The sequence below is a fragment of the Methyloceanibacter methanicus genome (assembly GCF_001723285.1).
GTDB classification, from domain to species: Bacteria; Pseudomonadota; Alphaproteobacteria; order Rhizobiales; family Methyloligellaceae; genus Methyloceanibacter; species Methyloceanibacter methanicus.
In genome coordinates, this window is the sequence record NZ_LPWG01000011.1 from 274,142 (window position 1) to 293,062 (window position 18,921).

Here is an 18,921-nt window from a genome sequence, read left to right on the forward strand (position 1 = left end):
CTCGACAGGCAGGCGGAGCGGGTTTGGGTGCTTCCCCGGATGCCTTCTTAGCGTTGGCCTTGGTCGTTGCCAAGCCGAAGGAATTGACAGCATTCGCTTTGTTCAATAATTCTAGAATTATGGATATCAACGAGGCCATCGGGGCATTCAGCGGGCTGGCGCAGGAGAGCCGCCTCAAGGTTTTCCGGTTGCTGGTCCAGGTTGGCGCCGATGGGATGGCTGCGGGCGACATCGCCAAAGCGGTGGGCGTACCCAAAAATACGCTGTCGTCCCATCTTGCCATTCTTGCCCGTGCCAATCTCGTCCAGGCCCGAAAAGAAGGCCGGTCCATGATTTACGCCGTAGATCTCGAAGGGACCCGGTCTCTCTTGTCCTTCTTGATGGAGGACTGCTGCCAAGGGGACCCGTCCGTTTGCGGCCCGTTGATCGAAACGACCCTTGCGACGTGTTGTTCGGACTGAACGGAGGAAACCGAAATGACAACCGGCGACGCCAAAGACCCCTTGAACGTCCTTTTTCTCTGCACTGGCAATTCCGCCCGGTCGATCATGGCCGAGTGCATCATGAACCGCGAAGGCCTTGGAAAGTTCCAAGCCTACAGTGCCGGCAGCATGCCGGCGGGCAAGGTCAACCCCTTTGCCCTCAACCTGTTGCGGAAGCTGAACTACGACGTGTCCAGCTTGCGTTCGAAGTCCTGGGAGGAGTTCAGCGGCCCCGATGCCCCCAAGCTCGATTTCGTCTTCACCGTTTGTGACAACGCGGCCCAGGAAGTCTGTCCGATCTGGCCCGGTCAGCCCATGTCCGCCCATTGGGGCCTGCCGGACCCGGCGGCGGTCGAAGGCACCGAGGCGGAACGCGCTCTGGCCTTCGATGACACCTACCGGATGTTGTTCCAGCGCATTTCGATCTTCGTCAACCTCCCGCTCGCGAGCCTGAGCAAGCTCTCGTTGCAGAAGCAGCTCGACGAGATCGGCAAACACGGCGCCGCGGCCACCAAAGAGCCAGCCTGACCGTGCCACGGCTGCCCCGCAGCCGCGTTGACAAGGCTTGGGCCGCAACTTATGTCTCCGGCGTTGACCCCCGGCACTCTTTTTCGCTGTTTTCCGAGTGAGACCGGCGAAATTCAGCCGGGGGTCCCACACTCCATCAGCCAAGGACCTCCAGGCTTTCGAGAGCCCCGCGCGGCCCGGCTCACGCCACTAAGAGGCTAACGGTTCGATGCTTTCCCTCGGCACAATTGCCACCAAAGTCTTCGGCTCATCCAACGATCGCAAACTCAAGAAGTACGAACCCGCCGTCGCGGCGATCAACGCCCTCGAGCCCGAAGTCTCCGCTCTCACGGACGAAGCCCTGCGTGCGCGCACCGAAGAGTTCCGCAAACGCCTTGCCGACGGCGGAAACCTCGACGATCTTCTGCCCGAGGCCTTCGCCACCGTCCGCGAAGCCGCCAAGCGTACGCTCGGGCAGCGCCATTTCGACGTGCAACTCGTCGGCGGCATGGTGCTTCACGAGGGCCGCATCGCCGAGATGAAGACCGGCGAAGGCAAGACGCTGGTCGCCACTCTCCCTGTCTATCTGAATGCGCTGACCGGCAAGGGCGTGCATGTCGTCACCGTGAACGACTATCTGGCCAAACGCGACGCGGCCTGGATGGGGCAGATCTACAAATTCCTGGGGCTGACCGTCGGCACGATCGAACACGATCTCAACGACGAGGAGCGCAAGGCGCAATATGCCTGCGACGTCACCTACGGCACGAACAACGAGTACGGCTTCGACTATCTGCGCGACAACATGAAATATCTCGAAAGCGAGATGGTCCAGCGCGGACACGCCTATGCCATCGTCGACGAGGTCGACTCGATCTTGATCGACGAGGCCCGTACGCCGTTGATTATCTCCGGTCCGCTCGACGACCGGTCGGATTTTTACAACACGATCGACGTGTTCATTCCGAAGCTGCGGGACGAGGACTTCGAGCTCGACGAGAAGACTCGCCACGCGACGCTCACCGAGGAGGGCAACGAACATATCGAGCAGCTTCTGATCGAAGCCGGCCTGTTGAAGGGCGACTCCCTCTACGACGTCGAGAATGTCAGCGTGGTGCACCACGTGCAGCAGGCCTTGCGGGCACACAAGGTCTTTCAACGCGATCGCGACTACATCGTGAAGAACGGCGAAGTCGTGCTGATCGACGAGTTCACCGGGCGCATGATGTCCGGGCGCCGCTTTTCCGAGGCCCTGCACCAGGCTCTCGAGGCCAAGGAGCATGTCGAGATCCAGCCGGAGAACCAGACCTTCGCGACGATCACGTTCCAGAACTACTTCCGGCTTTACGACAAGCTCGGCGGGATGACCGGCACGGCGGCGACCGAAGCCGACGAGTTCATGGACATTTACGGCCTGGACGTCATCGAAGTACCGACCAACCGGCCGATGGCGCGGGCGGACGAAGACGATGAGGTCTATCGCACGGCGCAAGAAAAGTACGCCGCCATCATCGAGCTGATCCGCGACGCCCAGCAGCGAGGCCAGCCCATGCTGGTCGGCACCACCTCGATCGAAAAGTCCGAAATCCTCTCCGAGCAGCTGAAGAAGCGCAAAGTTCCGCACAACGTGCTGAACGCGCGCTATCACGAGCAGGAGGCCCATATCGTCGCCCAGGCCGGCGTGCCCGGTGCGGTGACCATCGCCACCAACATGGCGGGCCGCGGAACGGACATCCAGCTCGGCGGCAACCCGGAGATGCGTCTCGAGGACTGGCTGGCCGAACAGACGGCAAAGGGCAAGGAGCCGACGCCGGCGGAGATCGAGGCCAAGCGCGCCGAAATCGAGACCGATATCGAGGCAAAGAAGAAGAAGGCCCTCAAGGCCGGCGGTCTTTACGTGGTGGGCACGGAGCGCCACGAAAGCCGCCGCATCGACAACCAGTTGCGTGGCCGCTCCGGTCGTCAGGGCGATCCGGGCGCGTCCCGCTTCTTCCTGTCGCTGGAAGACGACCTGATGCGCATCTTCGGGTCCGAACGCATGGACGGCATGCTTCAGGCGCTCGGCCTCAAGGAAGGCGAGGCGATCGTCCATCCCTGGATCAACAAGGCCCTCGAAAAGGCGCAAGGCAAGGTCGAGGCGCGCAACTTCGACATCCGCAAGAACCTGCTGAAGTTCGACAACGTGATGAACGATCAGCGCAAGGCGATCTTCGAGCAGCGCCGCGAGCTTCTGGCCGATGAGGACCTCAACGAAACCATCGCGGAAATGCGCCGTCAGGTCGTGGACGATCTCGTGGCCGAGGCCATTCCGGAGAAGTCCTATCCCGAACAGTGGGACCTTGAGGGTCTGAAAGAGAAGCTCGAAAACGTCTTCGGGCTTGACCTGCCCGTCGCCGACTGGGCGGACGAGGAAGGCATCGCCGAGGCCGAGATCCATGAACGCCTGGTCAAGGCGACGGACGAAGCCGCCGCCAAGAAGGCGGCCCAGTTCGGCGCGCAGACGATGCGGCAGCTTGAGCGCGCGGTTCTGCTGCAGACCCTGGACGGCCTGTGGCGCGAGCATCTGGTGACCCTGGAGCACCTGCGCCAGGTCATCGGCCTGCGCGGCTACGGCCAGCGCGATCCGCTGAACGAATTCAAGAGCGAGAGCTTCACCCTGTTCGAGCAGATGCTCGCGCGCTGCGCGAGGCGGTCACCGGGCAGATCATGCATGCCGAACTCGCCAAGGAAACCGACGCCCCGGCCTTGGACATCGCCGACCTGCCGCCCATGGAAGTCCATCACCTCGACCCGAATACGGGCCAGGACGAATTCGCGCTGGAAACCGCCGATGCCGCTTCGGCCTCCGGCGGCGCCGCGCCCGTGCGAACCCGCAAGGCCGCCGCGGTGGCGCTCAATCCGGCGGACCCGTCGACCTGGGGCAAGGTTCAGCGCAACGCGCCCTGCCCGTGCGGGTCGGGCAAGAAATACAAGCACTGCCACGGCGCGTTCTAGCGCGCGCATGCCGGCTTGAATCCGGCGCACCAGGCTTTGGTGCGGCGAAGGTCTTGAGGGGGGCGCGAACGCCATGACGGTCGACCAGGCGCTCGCCTTCTCCATCGTCGCCGCCATGATGGCGCTCTTCATCTGGGGACGCTTGCGCTACGACGTGGTGGCGCTCCTGTCTCTGCTGGCCGCCATCGCAGCCGGCATCGTCCCGCCCGAAAAAGCCTTCTCCGGATTCAGCGACGACATCGTCATCATCGTGGCGAGCGCGTTGATCGTCAGCGCGGCCGTCGGCCGGTCCGGGGTGATCGAGCGGATCGTGCGCCGGTTCGGCCCCTACCTCACCACGGTCTACCGGCAGATCGGCGCCCTGGTCGGCTCGGTCACGGTCATGTCCGGCTTCGTGAAGAATATCGGGGCTCTGGCCATGCTGATGCCGGTGGCGTTTCAAGTCTCGCGCCGGACGGGAACCTCGCCGTCGTCGCTGCTGATGCCCATGTCGTTCGGCGCGCTGCTTGGCGGTACGGTGACGCTGATTGGCACCTCGCCCAATATCATCGTCAGCCGCGTGCGCGAGCAGACCCTCGGTCAGCCCTTCGAGATGTTCGACTTCGCCCCTGTCGGCGCTTGCCTCTCGATCGTCGGCTTCCTCTTTCTGTTGTTCGGCTGGCGGTTTTTGCCCGCCGACCGCAAGGGCACCGTGTCCATGGACGCCGCCTTCACCCTGGACGGCTACACGACCGAGGTCGCCGTTCCCAAGGACTCTCCGGCCGCCAATATCACCGTGAAGGCCCTCGAGGACCTGAGCGAAGGCGATGTGGAAGTCATCACCCTGATCCGGGGAACCAAACGCCGCTTCGATCCGGCAGGCAACAGCGTCATCAAGCCGGACGACGTCTTGATCCTGCGCGGCGAACCCTCCGCCCTGGAGCGCCTGGTTGCCTTGGAAAAGCTCACGCTTGTGCGCCACGAGAACGGACGGGCGACCACCGACACGCCGAGCGACGAGATCGGCATCATGGAGGCGGTGATCACGCCGGATTCCGAACTGGTCGGCTATTCGGTGGGCCAGCTCAAACTAGCCGAACGTCATGGCATGGACCTTTTGGCCGTCAGCCGCACAGGGCGGCGTATCGCCAACCGGCTGCGCGCGGTGAAGCTGCGCGCCGGCGATGTGGTCGTGCTCCAGGGCAATCTGAGCACCATGCCCGAGACGCTCGGGGAACTGCATCTCCTGCCGCTTGCCGAGCGGGACTTGCGCATCGGGCGGCGGGGCAGTCTCCTGCCCATCGCCGTACTCGCCCTCGCCATGGGGCTCGTCGCCTTCAGCATCGTGCCCGTCGCCATCGCCTTTTTCGGCGCCGCCGTGATCCTGCTCCTGGTCCGCGCCTTGTCGTTGCGCGAGGCCTACGACGTTGTCGAATGGCCCATTCTCGTCATGCTGGGCGCGCTGATCCCGGTCAGCGACGCGCTCCGCACCACCGGCGGCACCGATCTCATCGCCGGGTGGCTCTCGGCGACCGCCTCGCAACTGCCGGTCTACGGCGCGTTGCTCCTGCTGATGGCCGCGGCCATGGCGGTGACGCCCTTCCTCAACAACGCCGCCACCGTGCTCGTCATGGCGCCCATCGCCGCGAGCTTCGCCGGCAATCTCGGCTACAGGCCCGATGCCTTCCTGATGGCGGTCGCCATTGGGGCTGCGTGCGATTTCCTCACGCCCATCGGTCATCAATGCAACACGCTGGTGATGGGACCCGGCGGCTATCGCTTCGGCGACTATTGGCGCCTCGGCCTGCCGCTTTCCCTGATCGTGCTGCTCGCCGGCACGCCGCTCATTCTGTATTTCTGGCCGATCTAGCATCGGGGCACCGTTCCTCGACGAGGCCGTCCACGGTGGCGAGCGTACCCGGCTCGAACGCGTAACGCCCCTCGCAGACGCCGACTTTCGGCGGGACCTTGTCGCTGGCAAACAGATCGTGGCCGGCTTTCAAATTGGCCCAGAACGGCGCCCATTTGTCTCCGGATCGCAGTCGCAGGTTCTTCTCGGTCATCCGGAATGGAAAGGCATGGACGGGAATGCGCGTCTGACCGTTGTCCAACGCCGCGGTGACGAACGCCCAGAGCTCGTCCACCACACGGTCCGTCACGGCGTAGCAGCCGATGGACGCACAGCCGCCATGGACCATCAGGAACGATCCGGTGCGGCCCTTGCTCCGGTCATAGGCATTCGGAAAGCCCAGATTGAATGACAGGTGCTCGACGCTGTTGGGATTGAGCCCGTCCTTGTCCACCGTATAGAACCCTTCCGGGGCCTGACGGTCGCCTTCTTTCAACTTGGGTCCGAGGCGCCCCGACCACATGCAGATCGGATAGGTGGCAAAGCGCACGAAGCGGCCGCCCTTTTGCACCCACAGCTCGATCTCCGACTCGAGCTTGTAAATGCGCAAATGGACGGGCATGCCGGGCTTGACGCCCGCCGCGTTCAGCCGCGCCGAGAACCGGTCGAGGTCGGGCGTCCCGGCAGGGGCCTGCCGGCGCGGAACAGGGCGTGGTTCGCTTGGCGGTCCCAGTTGATGGTGACGCGGTCGATCAACTGCCGCCCTTCCGGCGTGAAGAGGTACAAGGCGCCGGCAACCAGCGCCGTCAGTAGGATCGAAACGAAAAGAAACCGCACCATCGTCTGTCCTCTAGGCCGGACCTGTGACCCGGCCCTCTGCTTCGGCCGCTACGTCGCCTAAGAAAGAAGGCGAGGGAAAGGAAGCGCGTTAAGGGACGGGGGGCCTCATCGCGGTTGAGCGCAACATGGCGGTCAGTCCGCGTATGATCCCCGCTGCGCAACCTTCTTTTTCCCATCGGCCGACGCCTCTTTTTGCGCCTTCTCCTTCGGGTCCGGCGTGGCGGGCCCGAGCGTCATCACGTTGTAGACCGGGGTGATCTCGCCGAACTGCAGATCCATGACGCTGCCGAGCGGCTTGGCCAACGTGGACTGGGCAACGGCGCGCCGCTCCGTTTTGGGCTTGAAGGCGACCATGGGCAGCTTGCTGTAGCGCGGGCACGCCCGTTTCGGGTTGGGAAGCGTCCCGCCCGGAAAGTCGCCGTTGACGACATAGCGCCTGCCGCACACCGCGAAGGTCGGCTCGAGACGGGTAACCTCGAAATAGTCGTAGCCTTCCTTCAGATTGACCCAGAAATCGAACCAAGGGCTGTCGGTGTGTGCCGCCAGGTTGGCGGTCGTCATCCGGAAGGGAAAGGCGTGGATCTGGAACTTCTCTTGCCCGCCGGCAAAGGCTTCGAGGGCCAGCGCATAGATCTCCTCGATCACCGCATCGGTCATGGCGTAGCAGCCGCGGGACTTGCACTCGCCATGAACCATGAGGTTGGCGCCGGTGCGCTTCAGAGCACGGTCGTAGGCGTTCGGATAGCCGATGTTGAAGGACAGATGGTAATGACTCTTCGGGTTCAGCCGCTTCTCGTCGACCAGGTAGAACCCTTCGGGCGCCTGCAAATCCCCCTGCTTTTGCTTGGGGCCCAACCCGCCCGAGAAATTGCAGATCGGATAGGTCTTCAAATGGTAGAAATGCCCGTCATCCTTCTGCTTCCAGACCTCGAGCTCGGATTCGGCCTTGAAGACGCGAATGAGGATGGGCTGGGACTCGGTCATGCCCTTTTCGGCCATCAGGGCGCGGGTCTTCGCGGACAGCGGCCGCATATGCGGGGGATAATAGGCCGAACAGCCTGACGTCGCGGCCGCCAGCACGACCACGCCCGCCCACAAAATGGCCGTGACGATCCTTGATCGACGCATTCGGCGAGCCCTTTTGCACCCCCGGCCGACTTCAGTTCACAATGGTTAACGGAACGTTACCCAAGTCCCGCTTGACCCAAGTCCCGCTTGACCCATGTCCCGCTTGGGCCGTCCCCACGGCCCAAGACCATTCGAATTATAGGCTTATCTGGTCGCACTTGGGCCGAAAAGAGACAGATGAAGACGGGTCGGGGCAAAAGGGCCGCGCACGGGAGCACCAGATTGGTGGCAACCCGGACCGCAAGCGCCCCATCCCGCCAGGCCCCAAAACTTGCTGGGCCTCCAGACCTGCTAGGCCTCGCGCCCAATGGCCATGAACTTTTCGCGGCGCTCTTTCCGGATCTGATCGGGCGTGTAGTCGTCGAACCAGGCAATGGCATTGACGATGACATCGCCCGCCGCCTGCAGGACGCTTTGCGGGTCCCGGTGCGCCCCGCCCACCGGCTCGGGAATGATCCCGTCGACGATGCCGAGGGCCTTCAGGTCCTGGGCCGTGATCTTCATGTTCGTGGCGGCATCCTGGGCACGCGCCGAATCCCGCCACAGGATGGACGCGGCGGCCTCAGGCGAAGCGACCGTGTAGATCGAGTGCTCCAGCATGAAGATGCGGTTCGCGGTGGCGAGCGCCACAGCCCCCCCGGACCCCCCCTCGCCGATGATCAGCGAAACGATGGGCACCCCGAGGCGCATACAGCATTCCGTGCTCCGGGCGATCGCCTCGGCCTGGCCGCGCTCTTCGGCCCCGATGCCGGGATAGGCGCCCGCCGTATCCACCAAGCTCACGACCGGCAAGGAGAACCGGTCGGCCATCTCCATCAGCCGCACCGCCTTGCGATAGCCTTCGGGCCGGGCCATGCCGAAATTGTGCTTGATACGCCCCTCGGTGTCGGACCCCTTTTCGTGCCCGATCACCATGACGGAACGGCCGGCAAGCCGGCCGATGCCGCCGATGATCGCCTCGTCCTCCGCGAAATAGCGATCGCCGGCCAGAGGGGTGAAATCGCGGACCAGATCCTGGACGTAATGGGTGAAATGTGGCCGCTCGGGGTGGCGTGCCACCTGGGTTTTCTGCCAGGGCGTCAGCGCGGCGTAGGTCTCCACGAGAGCGTCGCGCGCCTTGGTCTCGAGGCGGCTCAGCTCTTCGTCGATCAGAACGGAATCGTCGTCCGTGGCAAGGGCCTTCAACTCGGCGACCTTGCTTTCAAGTTCCGCGATCGGTTTTTCGAAATCGAGATACGTACGCATGCAGTCCGGCTAAACCCGTTGAAAAGACAAAACAGCTCTACTTCAAGGCATCCTTACGACAGTCGCCGGGCATCCATACGACAAAAGGGAAACCGGCCGAAATCCGGCTCTAAGTGGCCTCGCGGCCATGTCCTGTCAACTGGGACCATTGCCGTCCCGGAGGCAAAGACTCTAGCGCGCCTTCGTTAACCGCACCTTCGCGAACCCGGCCTTGGCCAGCGGATGGTGCTCTTCCACGAGCCGCCGCAGCCGTTCCTCGATCACGTGGGTGTAGATTTGCGTGGTGGAAATATCCGCATGTCCCAGCAATTGCTGCACGGTCCGCAAGTCGGCGCCCCGTTCGAGCAGATGGCTGGCGAAGGCGTGCCGCAACACGTGCGGCGAGACGCGCGCGGGATCGAGCCCTGCCGCCAGCGCCAGGCTCTTGAGCTCCTGACCGAAGCGCTGACGGGTCATGTGCTGTCCCCCGTCCCCCGTGGGGAATAGAAACGGGGAGGCCTTGCGCGCGGGGTCCTCGGCGAGCACCGCGAGATAGGCCGCCAGCGCCTCCCGGGCCGCATCGTTCAGCGGCACCAGCCGCTCGCGCCCGCCCTTGCCCTTGATGGTCAGGACCCGGTCGTCCACGGCGAGCACGTTGCGCGGCAGGGCCACGAGTTCGGAAACCCGCAAGCCCGAGGCGTAGAGCGTTTCCAGCAGCGCGTTGAGCCGATGGGCGCGCCGGCGCGGCGCCCCCTCAGGAGCCGAGGCGCAGGCTTCCTTCGCCGTCCCGATCAGAGTCTCGACCTCGGCGAGCGATAGGACCTTCGGCAAGGGGCGCCCCCGCTTGGGGCTGTCGATCGCCGCGGTCGGATCGTCCTTGCGGACCCCCTCGGCCAACAGGAACCGGAAGAACTGCCGGATGGCGGAGAGCTTGCGGGCGCGGGACGCCGGGGCAAGCCCTTCGGCGGACAGGACCTCGAGATAGGCCCGCACGTGGTCCGCCGACGCGGCGGCGGCCTCTGTCTTTTTGGCGGCCAGAAACGTCAGAAAGTCCGACAAATCCCGCGAATAGGCGGCGATCGTGTGGGACGCCGCACCCCGCTCGGCCATAAGCATTTCAACGAAAAGCGCAAGTTCGGAGGCCGACGCGGGCGCAAGGACGGGGTCGGACGCGCCACGGTTACCCCCTCACCTGGGGCCGCCACAGACCGGCAAGCGCTGACAACCGCCTATTGGGCGCGATGGCTCGGAGGCAGGGTGATGGACGGCTCCTGGGCCGAGGCCGCCGTGGGCGACACGGCACGCGGCTCGGCCTTGAGGCCGCGCAAGGCCTTGGAGATTTCTTTTGGCTCTGGCTGAAAGTATTCAGCAAGCACATAAAGGCTTCCAGCGACGACACCGGCAATCGTCCCTAAGACCGCGAGGAAACGAAACAATGTTGGCATCGGGGCGCTCGTGTTCCTAATTATCGACCAATATCGAACAGGGCCGCATTATGACTCAAAACGCCGAAGCACCTTAACCCCTCGCGCATCCCATCATGGACGATTCGACGGCACCCTGTCAGCATGGCCCCTTATTAACCTCTCCAGCCAATGACTCAACGTATTGCCGAACAAAATAGAGACCGCGACCGGAAACTGGCGGAAATCCGCCGGTCTCTCGGGACGAACTCCCTCGTCTTGATCGGGCTGATGGGCGCGGGCAAGTCGGCGGTGGGACGGCGGCTCGCGGCCTCCCTCAACCTGCCGTTCACCGACGCGGACGGCGAAATCGAGGAGGCGGCGGGCCAGACCATCGGCGAGATTTTCGCCGAGCACGGCGAGGCCTATTTCCGGACCGGCGAGCGGAAGGTCATCGCGCGGCTCCTTGAAAACGGTCCGCAAGTGCTTGCAACGGGGGGTGGCGCCTATATGGACCCCGAAACCCAGGCCGCGATCAAAGAACACGGAATTTCGATCTGGCTCAAAGCCAACTTGCGCGTCCTCATGAAACGTGTAGGACGCCGGGACAATCGGCCGTTGCTGCAGGTCGACAATCCCGAGACCGTGATGAAGAAGCTGATGGCGGAGCGGAACCCCGTCTACGCAAGAGCGGACATCACCGTGGAGAGCCGGGACGTGCCCCACGAAATCATGGTGGCCAATATTGTCGATGCGCTTTCGGCCCGGCTCCGGGTAGACGGCCCGGGCGAACAAGCCGGCGATGCCCCAAAGGCGCAGTGAGGAACGGAACGACCGTGGCGCAAACACAGACGAAGACGGCCGGACCGACCGGCAGCGAGACCGAGATCGCGGTGGCTCTTGCCGCGAGGGGCTATCCGATCGTGATCGGCGAGGGTCTGATCGCGAGTGCCGGGCAACGCCTGAAGGCCTTGCTTCCGGGCGCGCGCTTTGCGGTCGTCAGCGATGCCAATGTGGCGGCGCTGCACCTTGCGCCGCTCAAGGCGAGCCTCGAAGCCGAAGATCTGTTCCTTGGCTCCGCCGTGGTCGCGCCGGGCGAAGCGAGCAAGAGCTTCCCCGTGCTCGCAAAGCTGAGCGAAACGCTTCTCGAACTGGGTGTCGAACGCGGCGACTGCGTGATCGCGCTTGGCGGAGGCGTCGTGGGCGACCTGGCCGGCTTCGCGGGATCGATCCTCCGGCGTGGCGTCCGGGTGGTGCAAATGCCGACGACGCTGCTGGCCCAGGTCGACTCCGCCATCGGCGGCAAGACCGGCATCGACACCAAGCAAGGCAAGAACCTGGTCGGCACGTTCCACCAGCCGAGCCTCGTCCTGTCCGACATTTCCGTGCTCTCCACCTTGAGCGAACGGGAATACCGCGCCGGCTACGCGGAGGTCGCCAAATACGGCCTGCTCGGGGATGCGCCCTTCTTCGCCTGGCTCGAGGAGAATTGGCAGGACATTTTCGCCGGCGACACGCCCAAGCGCCGTCATGCGGTGGAGACGAGCGCCCGCGCCAAGGCGACCATCGTCATGGAGGACGAATTGGAGGTCAGCGGCAAACGCGCGCTCCTCAATCTCGGCCACACCTTCGGTCATGCGCTGGAGGCCTTCGCCGGCTATTCGGACCGGTTACTGCATGGCGAGGCGATTTCCATCGGCATGCGCCAGGCCTTCACCTATTCGGTCGAGCGAGGCCTCTGCCCCGCCGAGGACGCCGCGCGGGCGGAGGCCCATTTCCGGGCCGTGGGCCTGCCGACGGCAATCCCCGCGATTCCGGGCGATAAGCCGACGCCCGGCGAAATGCTGCGGCTCATGGCACAAGACAAGAAAGTCAAAGGCGGCAAGATGGTTCTCGTGCTGGCGCGCGGCATTGGCGAAGCCTTCGTCGAGGACGAGGTGTCCATGACCGAACTGACGGACTTCCTGCAGCGGGAGTGCGCGAGCTCATGACCGTGGCCCTTGGACTGACGCTCGGCGCGATTCTCGGCCTCCTGATCGTCTCGGCCTTCTTCTCGGGCTCGGAGACGGCGCTGACGGCAGCCAGCCGGGCCCGCATGCATGCGCTCGAGGACGACGGCAATCCGCGCGCCGGCCTCGTCAACCGCCTGCTGGACTCCCGCGAACGCCTGATCGGTGCGCTGCTGCTCGGGAACAATCTCGTCAACATCGCCGCATCGGCGCTGACCACGAGCCTGTTCCTCTCCGTCTTCGGAGAGGCCGGGGTGGCCTATGCCACGCTCGTCATGACCGCGCTGGTGGTCGTCTTCGCCGAGGTGCTGCCGAAGACCTACGCGATCCTGAACGCGGACCGCATGGCGCTTGCCGTGGCGCCGGCACTCGAGGTGCTGGTGGCCCTGCTTGCGCCGGTGACGGCCGCGCTCCAATTCCTCGTCCGCCATACGTTGCGGCTGTTCGGTTCGAATATCGACGACGACGCCGAGGTCCTCTCGGCCCATGAAGAGATCCGCGGCGCCATCGAGCTGCACCACAAGGAAGGCGGCGTGGTGAAGGGCGACCGCGACATGCTGGGCGGCGTCCTCGATCTCCGCGAGCTCGACGTCTCCGACATCATGGTGCACCGGACCAAAATGGTGACCATCGATGCCGACCTGCCGTCGGCGGACATCATCGATCAGGCGCTCCAGAGCTCGCACACGCGCCTGCCGCTCTGGAAGGGCGAACGCGAGGAGATCGTCGGCATTTTGCACGCGAGAACGCTGCTGCAGGCCCTGCGCGATTCCCGGGGGGACGTCAGCAAGATCGACGTCATGGCGCTCGCGACCCCGCCCTGGTTCGTTCCCGACACGACGACGCTCAAGGCACAGCTTGCCGCGTTCCTGAAACGGAAGAACCACTTCTCCATCGTCGTGGACGAGTACGGCGAGGTGATGGGCCTGCTTACGCTGGAGGACATTATCGAGGAGATCGTCGGCGACATCACCGACGAGACGGACGTGGCCGCCACGGACGCCCAGCCGCAGCCCGATGGCTCGCTTCTGGTCGAAGGCCTCGTGCCGGTCCGCGACGTGAACCGGCTCATGGATTGGGACCTTCCGGACGAGGAAGCGACCACGGTGGCGGGGCTCGTCATTCACGAGGCCCAGACCATCCCCAATCCGGGCCAGACCTTCAACTTCCACGGCTTCCGCTTCGAGGTGCTCCGGCGCCACCGCAACCGCATCACGCGGCTGCGCGTCGTGCCGCTGAACGAACCGGCGGGCAAGGCGGAGACGGCGCACGCACCGGCCGACAAACCGGCCGCGAAGACGGGTTCGAAAGACTCCTAGGCGGACTTCTTTTCCGCATCGGCAGGCGTGAGCGCGGTGACCGCGAGCGCGTGAATCTTGCCCGACAGTTCCGCGGCCAGGACAGCATTGACCATGCGGTGACGCTCCAGCCGCGACTTGCCCGCGAAGGCGGGCGACACCACACGGACGGAGAAATGGCTTTCGCCCGTGCCGGGCGAGCCGGCATGGCTCGCATGGAGATGGGATTCGTTGACGACCTGCAGCGCCTCGGGCGAAAAGGCCGCGGTCAGTTTTTCTCGGATGCTCTCTTCGACGCTCATTCGACTCGACACTCTTAAGGGCACGGAAGCAATCCCGTGGGAGGATGGGCTACGCGGCACGCGGCGGCGCTGGCAAACGCGCATAATCGTTCAGAGTATCGCCATTGTCACCGTCGAGCCATCCTTGTTGTGCCCAATAACGATTCCCATAATGCGGATCATATGAAACTCGACTCGAAAATTTTCGACCACCTGCGCGTCAAACCCGACGAGAACCGCTTGTTGCGCGATTCCGCGCCCAAATGCGAGTGGGAGGGGTGCGACCAGCCGGGGCTCTACCCGGCCCCGAAGGGCCGTGGGCTGGAAGGGCAGTACCACCGCTACTGCCTCGATCACGTGCGCGAATACAACAAGGGCTACAACTACTTCTCCGGCGTGCCGGACGAAGAAGTGGTCGCCCAGCAGAAGGCGGACCAGACCGGCAACCGTCCCACATGGTTCGTCGGCGTCAACGCCTATGGGAAGACGAAAGGGCGCGGCCGGGGGCGGCGCAGCGGCTATGGATACCGGTTCGAGACCGCCGACCCGTTCGGCCTCTTCGGCGAGAAGGGGCCCGCGGGCGAGGCCCCGGGAAAGCCCCGCCGGCCGGTCAAGCGTCTCGAGCGCAAGGCGCTCCGCCAGCTCAACCTGGACGACGACGCGACCAAGCAGGACATCAAGACGCGGTTCAAGGAACTGGTGAAGCGGCTCCATCCCGACCACAACAACGGCGACCGGTCCTCCGAGGACAAGTTGCGTGAAGTCATCCAAGCCTATAACTATCTAAGGCAAGCGGGGCTCGCATAACCCGCGCCGCCATATTCTCGCAAAATCGCTGTTTTGCAGAGGATTCCGGCGCCGTCGTTGAGACGTGATGCGCGCCCATCACCGATAAAGGCTCATCATCGACCATGACATTTGATACAGCGACGAACGACGCCGGTGTCCCGGATATGTCCGTTTCCGTGCGCCAGGTCTTCGGAATCGATACCGATCTCGAGGTGCCGGCCTATTCCCAGGCCGACGAGCACGTGCCCGATGTCGACCCGGACTATCTCTTCAACCGCGACGTGACCCTGGCGATCCTCGCCGGGTTCAAACACAACCGCCGCGTGATGATCCAGGGGTATCACGGCACGGGCAAATCGACGCATATCGAGCAGGTGGCCGCGCGGCTCAACTGGCCGTGCATCCGTATCAATCTCGATAGCCATGTGAGCCGGATCGACCTCGTGGGCAAGGACGCGATCGTCATCAAGGACGGTCAGCAGGTGACCGAGTTCCGAGAGGGCATCCTGCCTTACGCGCTGCAGACCAATACGGCGCTCTGCTTCGATGAGTACGACGCGGGCCGTCCCGACGTGATGTTCGTGATCCAGCGCGTGCTGGAGGTCTCCGGCAAGCTGACACTGCTCGACCAGTCGAAGGTCATCCGGCCGCATCCCGCCTTCCGCCTGTTCGCGACCACGAACACGATCGGCCTCGGCGACACCAGTGGCCTCTATCACGGCACGCAGCAGATCAACCAGGGGCAGATGGACCGCTGGTCGATCGTCGCCACCTTGAACTATCTGCCTCATGACGACGAACTCGAAATCGTGGTGGCGAAGGTGAAGTCCTACAACACCGAAGAGGGCCGCAAGATCGTCTCGAACATGGTCCGCGTGGCCGAGCTGACCCGCAACGCCTTCATGAACGGCGATCTGTCCACGGTCATGAGCCCGCGCACGGTGATCACCTGGGCCGAGAACGCGGAGATCTTCGGCGACGTCGGAACCGCCTTCTCCCTGTCGTTCCTCAACAAGTGCGACGAGCTGGAGCGTGGCCTGATCGCCGAGTTCTATCAGCGCTGCTTCGGCGAGGACTTGCCCGACTCCACCGCCAATGTCGCGTTGAGCTGACGCGACGCCTGCAGGCGCAACGCGCGATCACCCCGTCCAAGGATATCCCCATGGCTGGACCGAAACGGAAAGAGGCGCCCCTCGATCCGTTCAAGCGCGCGGTGACGCTGGCGACACGGGCCATTGCCGCCGATAGCGGCGTCGAGGTCGTGTTTTCCAACGAACCGCCCGGCCTTGCCGGCAAAACGGCGCGCATCCCCGAGCCGCCGCGCGTTCCCACGCGCGAAGAGCTGGCGGCCATTCGCGGCCATGCGGACGCGGCCGCGCTCACGGTCTCATGCCGGGACGAAGCCCTTCATCGGCGCCTGGCGCCATCGGGCGGCGAAGCCCGGGCCGTCTTCGAAGCGCTCGAACAAGCCCGCGTCGAGGCCATCGGCGCGACGCGCATGGAGGGCGTCGCCCAGAACCTGACCGCACGCACGGAGGAGCGCTACGCGCGCAGCCGCATCACCGAGGAGACGGAACGCTCCGAGGCGCCGCTCCCCGACGCGCTGGCCTTGATGGTCCGCGAACGGCTCACGGGCGAAGCGCCGCCGGCCCGCGCGCGGCCGCTCGTCAATCTGTGGCGCCCCTGGGTCGAGGAACGCGCCAAGGTCCAGCTCGACCGGATGCAGGGCACCTTGTTCGACCAGGAGGCCTTCGGCGAGCTCGCACGCGATCTCCTGGCCGCCCTGAACATGGCCGATCAGCTCGACCAGGGCGAAGAGGATGACGAGGCCTCCGACGACGGCAAATCCGAGTCCGATGCGGCCGACGATCAAGGCGACGAGGCGCAGAGCCAAGAGGGAACCGAACTCGCCCAGGACGCGCAGGCCGAGCCCGACGACACCTCCGAAGAGACGATGGAGGACCAGGAGGACGGGGCTACGGATCAGCTCGACGAGGACGCGGACTCCGCCGACCTGCCGCGGCGCTCCGATCCTTGGCGTCCCAACGTCTCTGTTCTCGATGACCCGTCGGCCTTCGGCTACAAGATCTTCACCGAAGCGTTCGACGAGATCGTCACGGCAGAGGATCTGTGCGACCCCGAGGAACTCGACCGGCTCCGGTCGTTCCTCGACAAGCAGCTCGTTTCGCTTCAGGGCGCGGTCGCGCGCCTGGCCAACCGGCTGCAGCGCCGCCTGCTCGCGCAACAGGATCGCGGCTGGGACTTCGACCTCGACGAGGGCACGCTCGATGCGGGCCGGCTGACGCGGATCATCATCGACCCCATGCATCCGCTGACCTTCAAGCAGGAACGCGACACCGAATTCCGCGACACGGTGGTAACCCTGCTGCTCGACAATTCCGGCTCCATGCGCGGACGGCCCATCATGGTCGCCGCCTGCTGCGCGGACATTCTGGCGCGCACCTTGGAGCGCTGCGGCGTGAAGGTGGAGATCCTGGGGTTCACAACGCGGGCCTGGAAGGGCGGCCACGCACGCGAGGCCTGGCTCAACGCCATGAAGCCCCCCTTCCCCGGGCGGCTCAACGATTTGCGCCATATCGTCTACAAGGCCGCGGACATGCCCTGGCGGCGGGCCCGGCGCAATCTCGGCCTGATGATGCGCGAGGGCCTTTTGAAGGAGAATATCGACGGCGAGGCGCTGGCCTGGGCCCACAACCGGCTCTTGGGCCGGCCCGAGCAGCGGCGCATCCTGATGATGATCTCCGACGGCGCGCCGGTGGACGATTCCACGTTGTCGGTCAACTCCGGAGCCTATCTGGAAAAACATCTGCGCCAGGTGATCCACGAGATCGAGACGCGCTCGCCGGTCGAACTCCTGGCCATCGGCATCGGCCACGACGTGACGCGCTACTACCGCCGCGCCGTCACGATCACCGACGCGGAGGAACTTGCCGGCGCAATGACCGACAAGCTTGCCGAGCTGTTCGACGAGGACGCGGCCGCCCGCGCCCTCATGCGCGCCAATCCTGCCGCCGCGCGTGCCAAACGCAAGGTGCTGCACTAGGTGCGCCTGGCACCGCGCCGGGGCATGGTCTCTCGCAAGGGCATGGCCGTGCTCGCGGCGCGCCGGCGTTGCTCTCTACCTGAGTGCGTCAGCGCTCATCGCCAAACCCGCGGCGCCCCTGCCGGGGCCGGTGGCGACCCGCGTCTCCGTCATCCCGATCGCGTTCGACCGCGATCAGGCGCAGAAGACGAAATTCGGCAAACTCACCTTTCGCGGCGGCCTCAACGTCTTCGCGCGGTCGGCGCATTTCGGCGGCTATTCCGCGCTCGCCCTGAACGCGTCGGGCACGAGCCTGCTCGCCCTCTCCGACGCGGGCTCGTGGATGCGGGCGAGCCTCGACTATGACGGGCGGCGGCTGAAAGGCCTGTCCGACGTGACGCTCGGCCCAATCCTCGACCGGGACGGCAAACCGTTGCGGTCCGTGGCGCGGCAGGACGCGGAGGGCATGACGCTCCTGTCCGGCGACACGCGGAGCGGCACCGCCCTCGTCTCGTTCGAGCGGGATCACCGCATCATGCGCTACCCCTTCACGCCCGAGCGCTTCGGCCCTCCGACCGGGGAGGTCTCCTTGCCGAAGGCGGCACGCGGCATGAGCGACAATCTGGGACTGGAGGCGCTCGCCACCATCCGGGCCGGCCGGATGGAAGGAACGATCGTCGCCTTCCCCGAACGGCTCAAGGACCGCAACGGCAATCTGATGGGTTTTCTGATCGGCGGCCCGGCGCCCGGCACCGTCACGGTCCGGCGGCTCGGCGGGTTCGATCTCACGGGCGCGGCGGGGCTGCCCGATGGCGGGCTTCTGCTTTTGGAGCGCCGCTTCCGCTATAGCGAGGGCGTCAAGATGCGCATCCGCCGGATCAAGGCGTCGGACTTGCGGCGCGGCAAGCTCATCGCCGGCGAAGTCCTGCTCGAGGCCTCCGACATCTTGAACATCGACAATATGGAAGCGATCGCGGTGCACAGCGCGCGCGACGGACAAACCGTCCTGACGCTCATGTCGGACGACAATTTCAGCGCTTTTCAGCGCACGCTGATCATGCAGTTCACGCTGCCTTAAGGCGCGTGGCGGGCAAC

16 protein-coding genes and 2 pseudogenes are annotated in these 18,921 nt (G+C 64.9%); 11 read left to right on the forward strand and 7 right to left on the reverse strand.

Annotated elements, in window-relative coordinates; genetic code table 11:
• Nucleotides 1-119: 119 nt before the first annotated feature.
• From AUC68_RS08795 to AUC68_RS08810, 4 genes and pseudogenes are all read left to right on the forward strand, one after another.
• Nucleotides 120-461, forward strand: coding sequence for an ArsR/SmtB family transcription factor (locus AUC68_RS08795; protein ID WP_069437277.1), 342 nt, complete (start codon nt 120-122; stop codon nt 459-461).
• Nucleotides 462-476: 15 nt separating this feature from the next.
• On the forward strand, nt 477-1,010 hold the full coding sequence (locus AUC68_RS08800) for an arsenate reductase ArsC (RefSeq protein ID WP_069437278.1): 534 nt from the start codon (nt 477-479) through the stop codon (nt 1,008-1,010).
• Between the two features lie 208 nt (nt 1,011-1,218).
• Nucleotides 1,219-3,983: pseudogene (secA, locus tag AUC68_RS08805) on the forward strand (preprotein translocase subunit SecA).
• A 73-nt stretch (nt 3,984-4,056) separates the two neighbouring features.
• Nucleotides 4,057-5,832, forward strand: a complete 1,776-nt coding sequence (locus AUC68_RS08810) for an SLC13 family permease (protein ID WP_069437279.1) — start codon at nt 4,057-4,059, stop codon at nt 5,830-5,832.
• Here the strand turns inward: AUC68_RS08810 and AUC68_RS08815 are convergent.
• The 6 genes and pseudogenes from AUC68_RS08815 to AUC68_RS17755 form a co-directional block, all read right to left on the reverse strand.
• On the reverse strand, nt 5,807-6,433 hold the full coding sequence (locus AUC68_RS08815) for a L,D-transpeptidase family protein (protein WP_069437280.1): 627 nt from the start codon (nt 6,431-6,433) through the stop codon (nt 5,807-5,809). The two genes, AUC68_RS08810 and AUC68_RS08815, sit on opposite strands and share 26 nt — an antisense overlap.
• A gap of 23 nt (nt 6,434-6,456) precedes the next feature.
• Entirely contained in the window at nt 6,457-6,651 is a 195-nt protein-coding gene (locus AUC68_RS08820; protein WP_069437281.1) for a hypothetical protein, read from the reverse strand.
• Nucleotides 6,652-6,783: 132 nt separating this feature from the next.
• Nucleotides 6,784-7,779, reverse strand: a complete 996-nt coding sequence (locus AUC68_RS08825; protein ID WP_141701173.1) for a L,D-transpeptidase family protein — start codon at nt 7,777-7,779, stop codon at nt 6,784-6,786.
• Between the two features lie 291 nt (nt 7,780-8,070).
• The gene (locus AUC68_RS08830; protein WP_069437283.1) at nt 8,071-9,024 is read right to left on the reverse strand and encodes an acetyl-CoA carboxylase carboxyltransferase subunit alpha; all 954 of its coding nucleotides are present in this window, start codon (nt 9,022-9,024) and stop codon (nt 8,071-8,073) included.
• A 171-nt stretch (nt 9,025-9,195) separates the two neighbouring features.
• A pseudogene (xerD, locus tag AUC68_RS08835) lies at nt 9,196-10,134 on the reverse strand (site-specific tyrosine recombinase XerD); the annotation flags it as partial.
• A gap of 98 nt (nt 10,135-10,232) precedes the next feature.
• Nucleotides 10,233-10,448, reverse strand: coding sequence for a hypothetical protein (locus AUC68_RS17755; protein WP_244500461.1), 216 nt, complete (start codon nt 10,446-10,448; stop codon nt 10,233-10,235).
• A gap of 150 nt (nt 10,449-10,598) precedes the next feature.
• On the opposite strand from AUC68_RS17755, the gene AUC68_RS17760 reads away from it, so the two are divergent.
• The 3 genes from AUC68_RS17760 to AUC68_RS08850 are packed head-to-tail and all read left to right on the forward strand — an operon-like array spanning nt 10,599 to nt 13,734.
• Nucleotides 10,599-11,228 (forward strand): shikimate kinase, encoded by a 630-nt coding sequence (locus tag AUC68_RS17760; RefSeq protein WP_069437285.1) that lies wholly within the window; start codon nt 10,599-10,601, stop codon nt 11,226-11,228.
• Nucleotides 11,229-11,242: 14 nt separating this feature from the next.
• Entirely contained in the window at nt 11,243-12,397 is a 1,155-nt protein-coding gene (gene aroB / locus AUC68_RS17765) for a 3-dehydroquinate synthase (protein ID WP_069437460.1), read from the forward strand.
• Nucleotides 12,394-13,734, forward strand: coding sequence for an HlyC/CorC family transporter (locus AUC68_RS08850; protein ID WP_069437461.1), 1,341 nt, complete (start codon nt 12,394-12,396; stop codon nt 13,732-13,734). The genes aroB and AUC68_RS08850 overlap by 4 nt, the downstream gene beginning before the upstream one ends.
• Here AUC68_RS08850 and AUC68_RS08855 read toward each other — a convergent pair.
• Nucleotides 13,731-14,015 carry a BolA family protein gene (locus AUC68_RS08855; RefSeq protein ID WP_069437286.1) on the reverse strand — a complete coding sequence of 95 codons (285 nt, stop codon included), beginning with the start codon at nt 14,013-14,015 and terminating at the stop codon, nt 13,731-13,733. The two genes, AUC68_RS08850 and AUC68_RS08855, sit on opposite strands and share 4 nt — an antisense overlap.
• 162 nt (nt 14,016-14,177) lie before the next feature.
• Here AUC68_RS08855 and AUC68_RS08860 point away from each other — a divergent pair, with 162 nt between their 5' ends.
• From AUC68_RS08860 to AUC68_RS08875, 4 genes are all read left to right on the forward strand, one after another.
• Nucleotides 14,178-14,801 (forward strand): J domain-containing protein, encoded by a 624-nt coding sequence (locus AUC68_RS08860; protein WP_069437287.1) that lies wholly within the window; start codon nt 14,178-14,180, stop codon nt 14,799-14,801.
• A 104-nt stretch (nt 14,802-14,905) separates the two neighbouring features.
• Nucleotides 14,906-15,895 (forward strand): cobaltochelatase subunit CobS, encoded by a 990-nt coding sequence (gene cobS, locus AUC68_RS08865; RefSeq protein ID WP_069437288.1) that lies wholly within the window; start codon nt 14,906-14,908, stop codon nt 15,893-15,895.
• A 50-nt stretch (nt 15,896-15,945) separates the two neighbouring features.
• Complete coding sequence (gene cobT, locus AUC68_RS08870; RefSeq protein ID WP_069437289.1) at nt 15,946-17,847, forward strand: cobaltochelatase subunit CobT; 1,902 nt, start codon at nt 15,946-15,948, stop codon at nt 17,845-17,847.
• A gap of 130 nt (nt 17,848-17,977) precedes the next feature.
• Nucleotides 17,978-18,904 (forward strand): esterase-like activity of phytase family protein, encoded by a 927-nt coding sequence (locus AUC68_RS08875; RefSeq protein ID WP_158008284.1) that lies wholly within the window; start codon nt 17,978-17,980, stop codon nt 18,902-18,904.
• Nucleotides 18,905-18,921: the final 17 nt, after the last annotated feature.

Excerpts from the sequence above, each read along its gene's own strand:
- AUC68_RS08795 (WP_069437277.1), top strand. The coding sequence starts at position 120 with ATGGATATCAACGAGGCCATCGGGGCATTCAGCGGGCTGGCGCAGGAG.
- AUC68_RS08800 (WP_069437278.1), top strand. The coding sequence starts at position 477 with ATGACAACCGGCGACGCCAAAGACCCCTTGAACGTCCTTTTTCTCTGC.
- AUC68_RS08810 (WP_069437279.1), top strand. The coding sequence starts at position 4,057 with ATGACGGTCGACCAGGCGCTCGCCTTCTCCATCGTCGCCGCCATGATG.
- AUC68_RS08815 (WP_069437280.1), bottom strand. The coding sequence starts at position 6,433 with ATGCCCGTCCATTTGCGCATTTACAAGCTCGAGTCGGAGATCGAGCTG.
- AUC68_RS08820 (WP_069437281.1), bottom strand. The coding sequence starts at position 6,651 with ATGGTGCGGTTTCTTTTCGTTTCGATCCTACTGACGGCGCTGGTTGCC.
- AUC68_RS08825 (WP_141701173.1), bottom strand. The coding sequence starts at position 7,779 with ATGCGTCGATCAAGGATCGTCACGGCCATTTTGTGGGCGGGCGTGGTC.
- AUC68_RS08830 (WP_069437283.1), bottom strand. The coding sequence starts at position 9,024 with ATGCGTACGTATCTCGATTTCGAAAAACCGATCGCGGAACTTGAAAGC.
- AUC68_RS17755 (WP_244500461.1), bottom strand. The coding sequence starts at position 10,448 with ATGCCAACATTGTTTCGTTTCCTCGCGGTCTTAGGGACGATTGCCGGT.
- AUC68_RS17760 (WP_069437285.1), top strand. The coding sequence starts at position 10,599 with ATGACTCAACGTATTGCCGAACAAAATAGAGACCGCGACCGGAAACTG.
- AUC68_RS08850 (WP_069437461.1), top strand. The coding sequence starts at position 12,394 with ATGACCGTGGCCCTTGGACTGACGCTCGGCGCGATTCTCGGCCTCCTG.
- AUC68_RS08855 (WP_069437286.1), bottom strand. The coding sequence starts at position 14,015 with ATGAGCGTCGAAGAGAGCATCCGAGAAAAACTGACCGCGGCCTTTTCG.
- AUC68_RS08860 (WP_069437287.1), top strand. The coding sequence starts at position 14,178 with ATGAAACTCGACTCGAAAATTTTCGACCACCTGCGCGTCAAACCCGAC.
- cobS (WP_069437288.1), top strand. The coding sequence starts at position 14,906 with ATGACATTTGATACAGCGACGAACGACGCCGGTGTCCCGGATATGTCC.
- cobT (WP_069437289.1), top strand. The coding sequence starts at position 15,946 with ATGGCTGGACCGAAACGGAAAGAGGCGCCCCTCGATCCGTTCAAGCGC.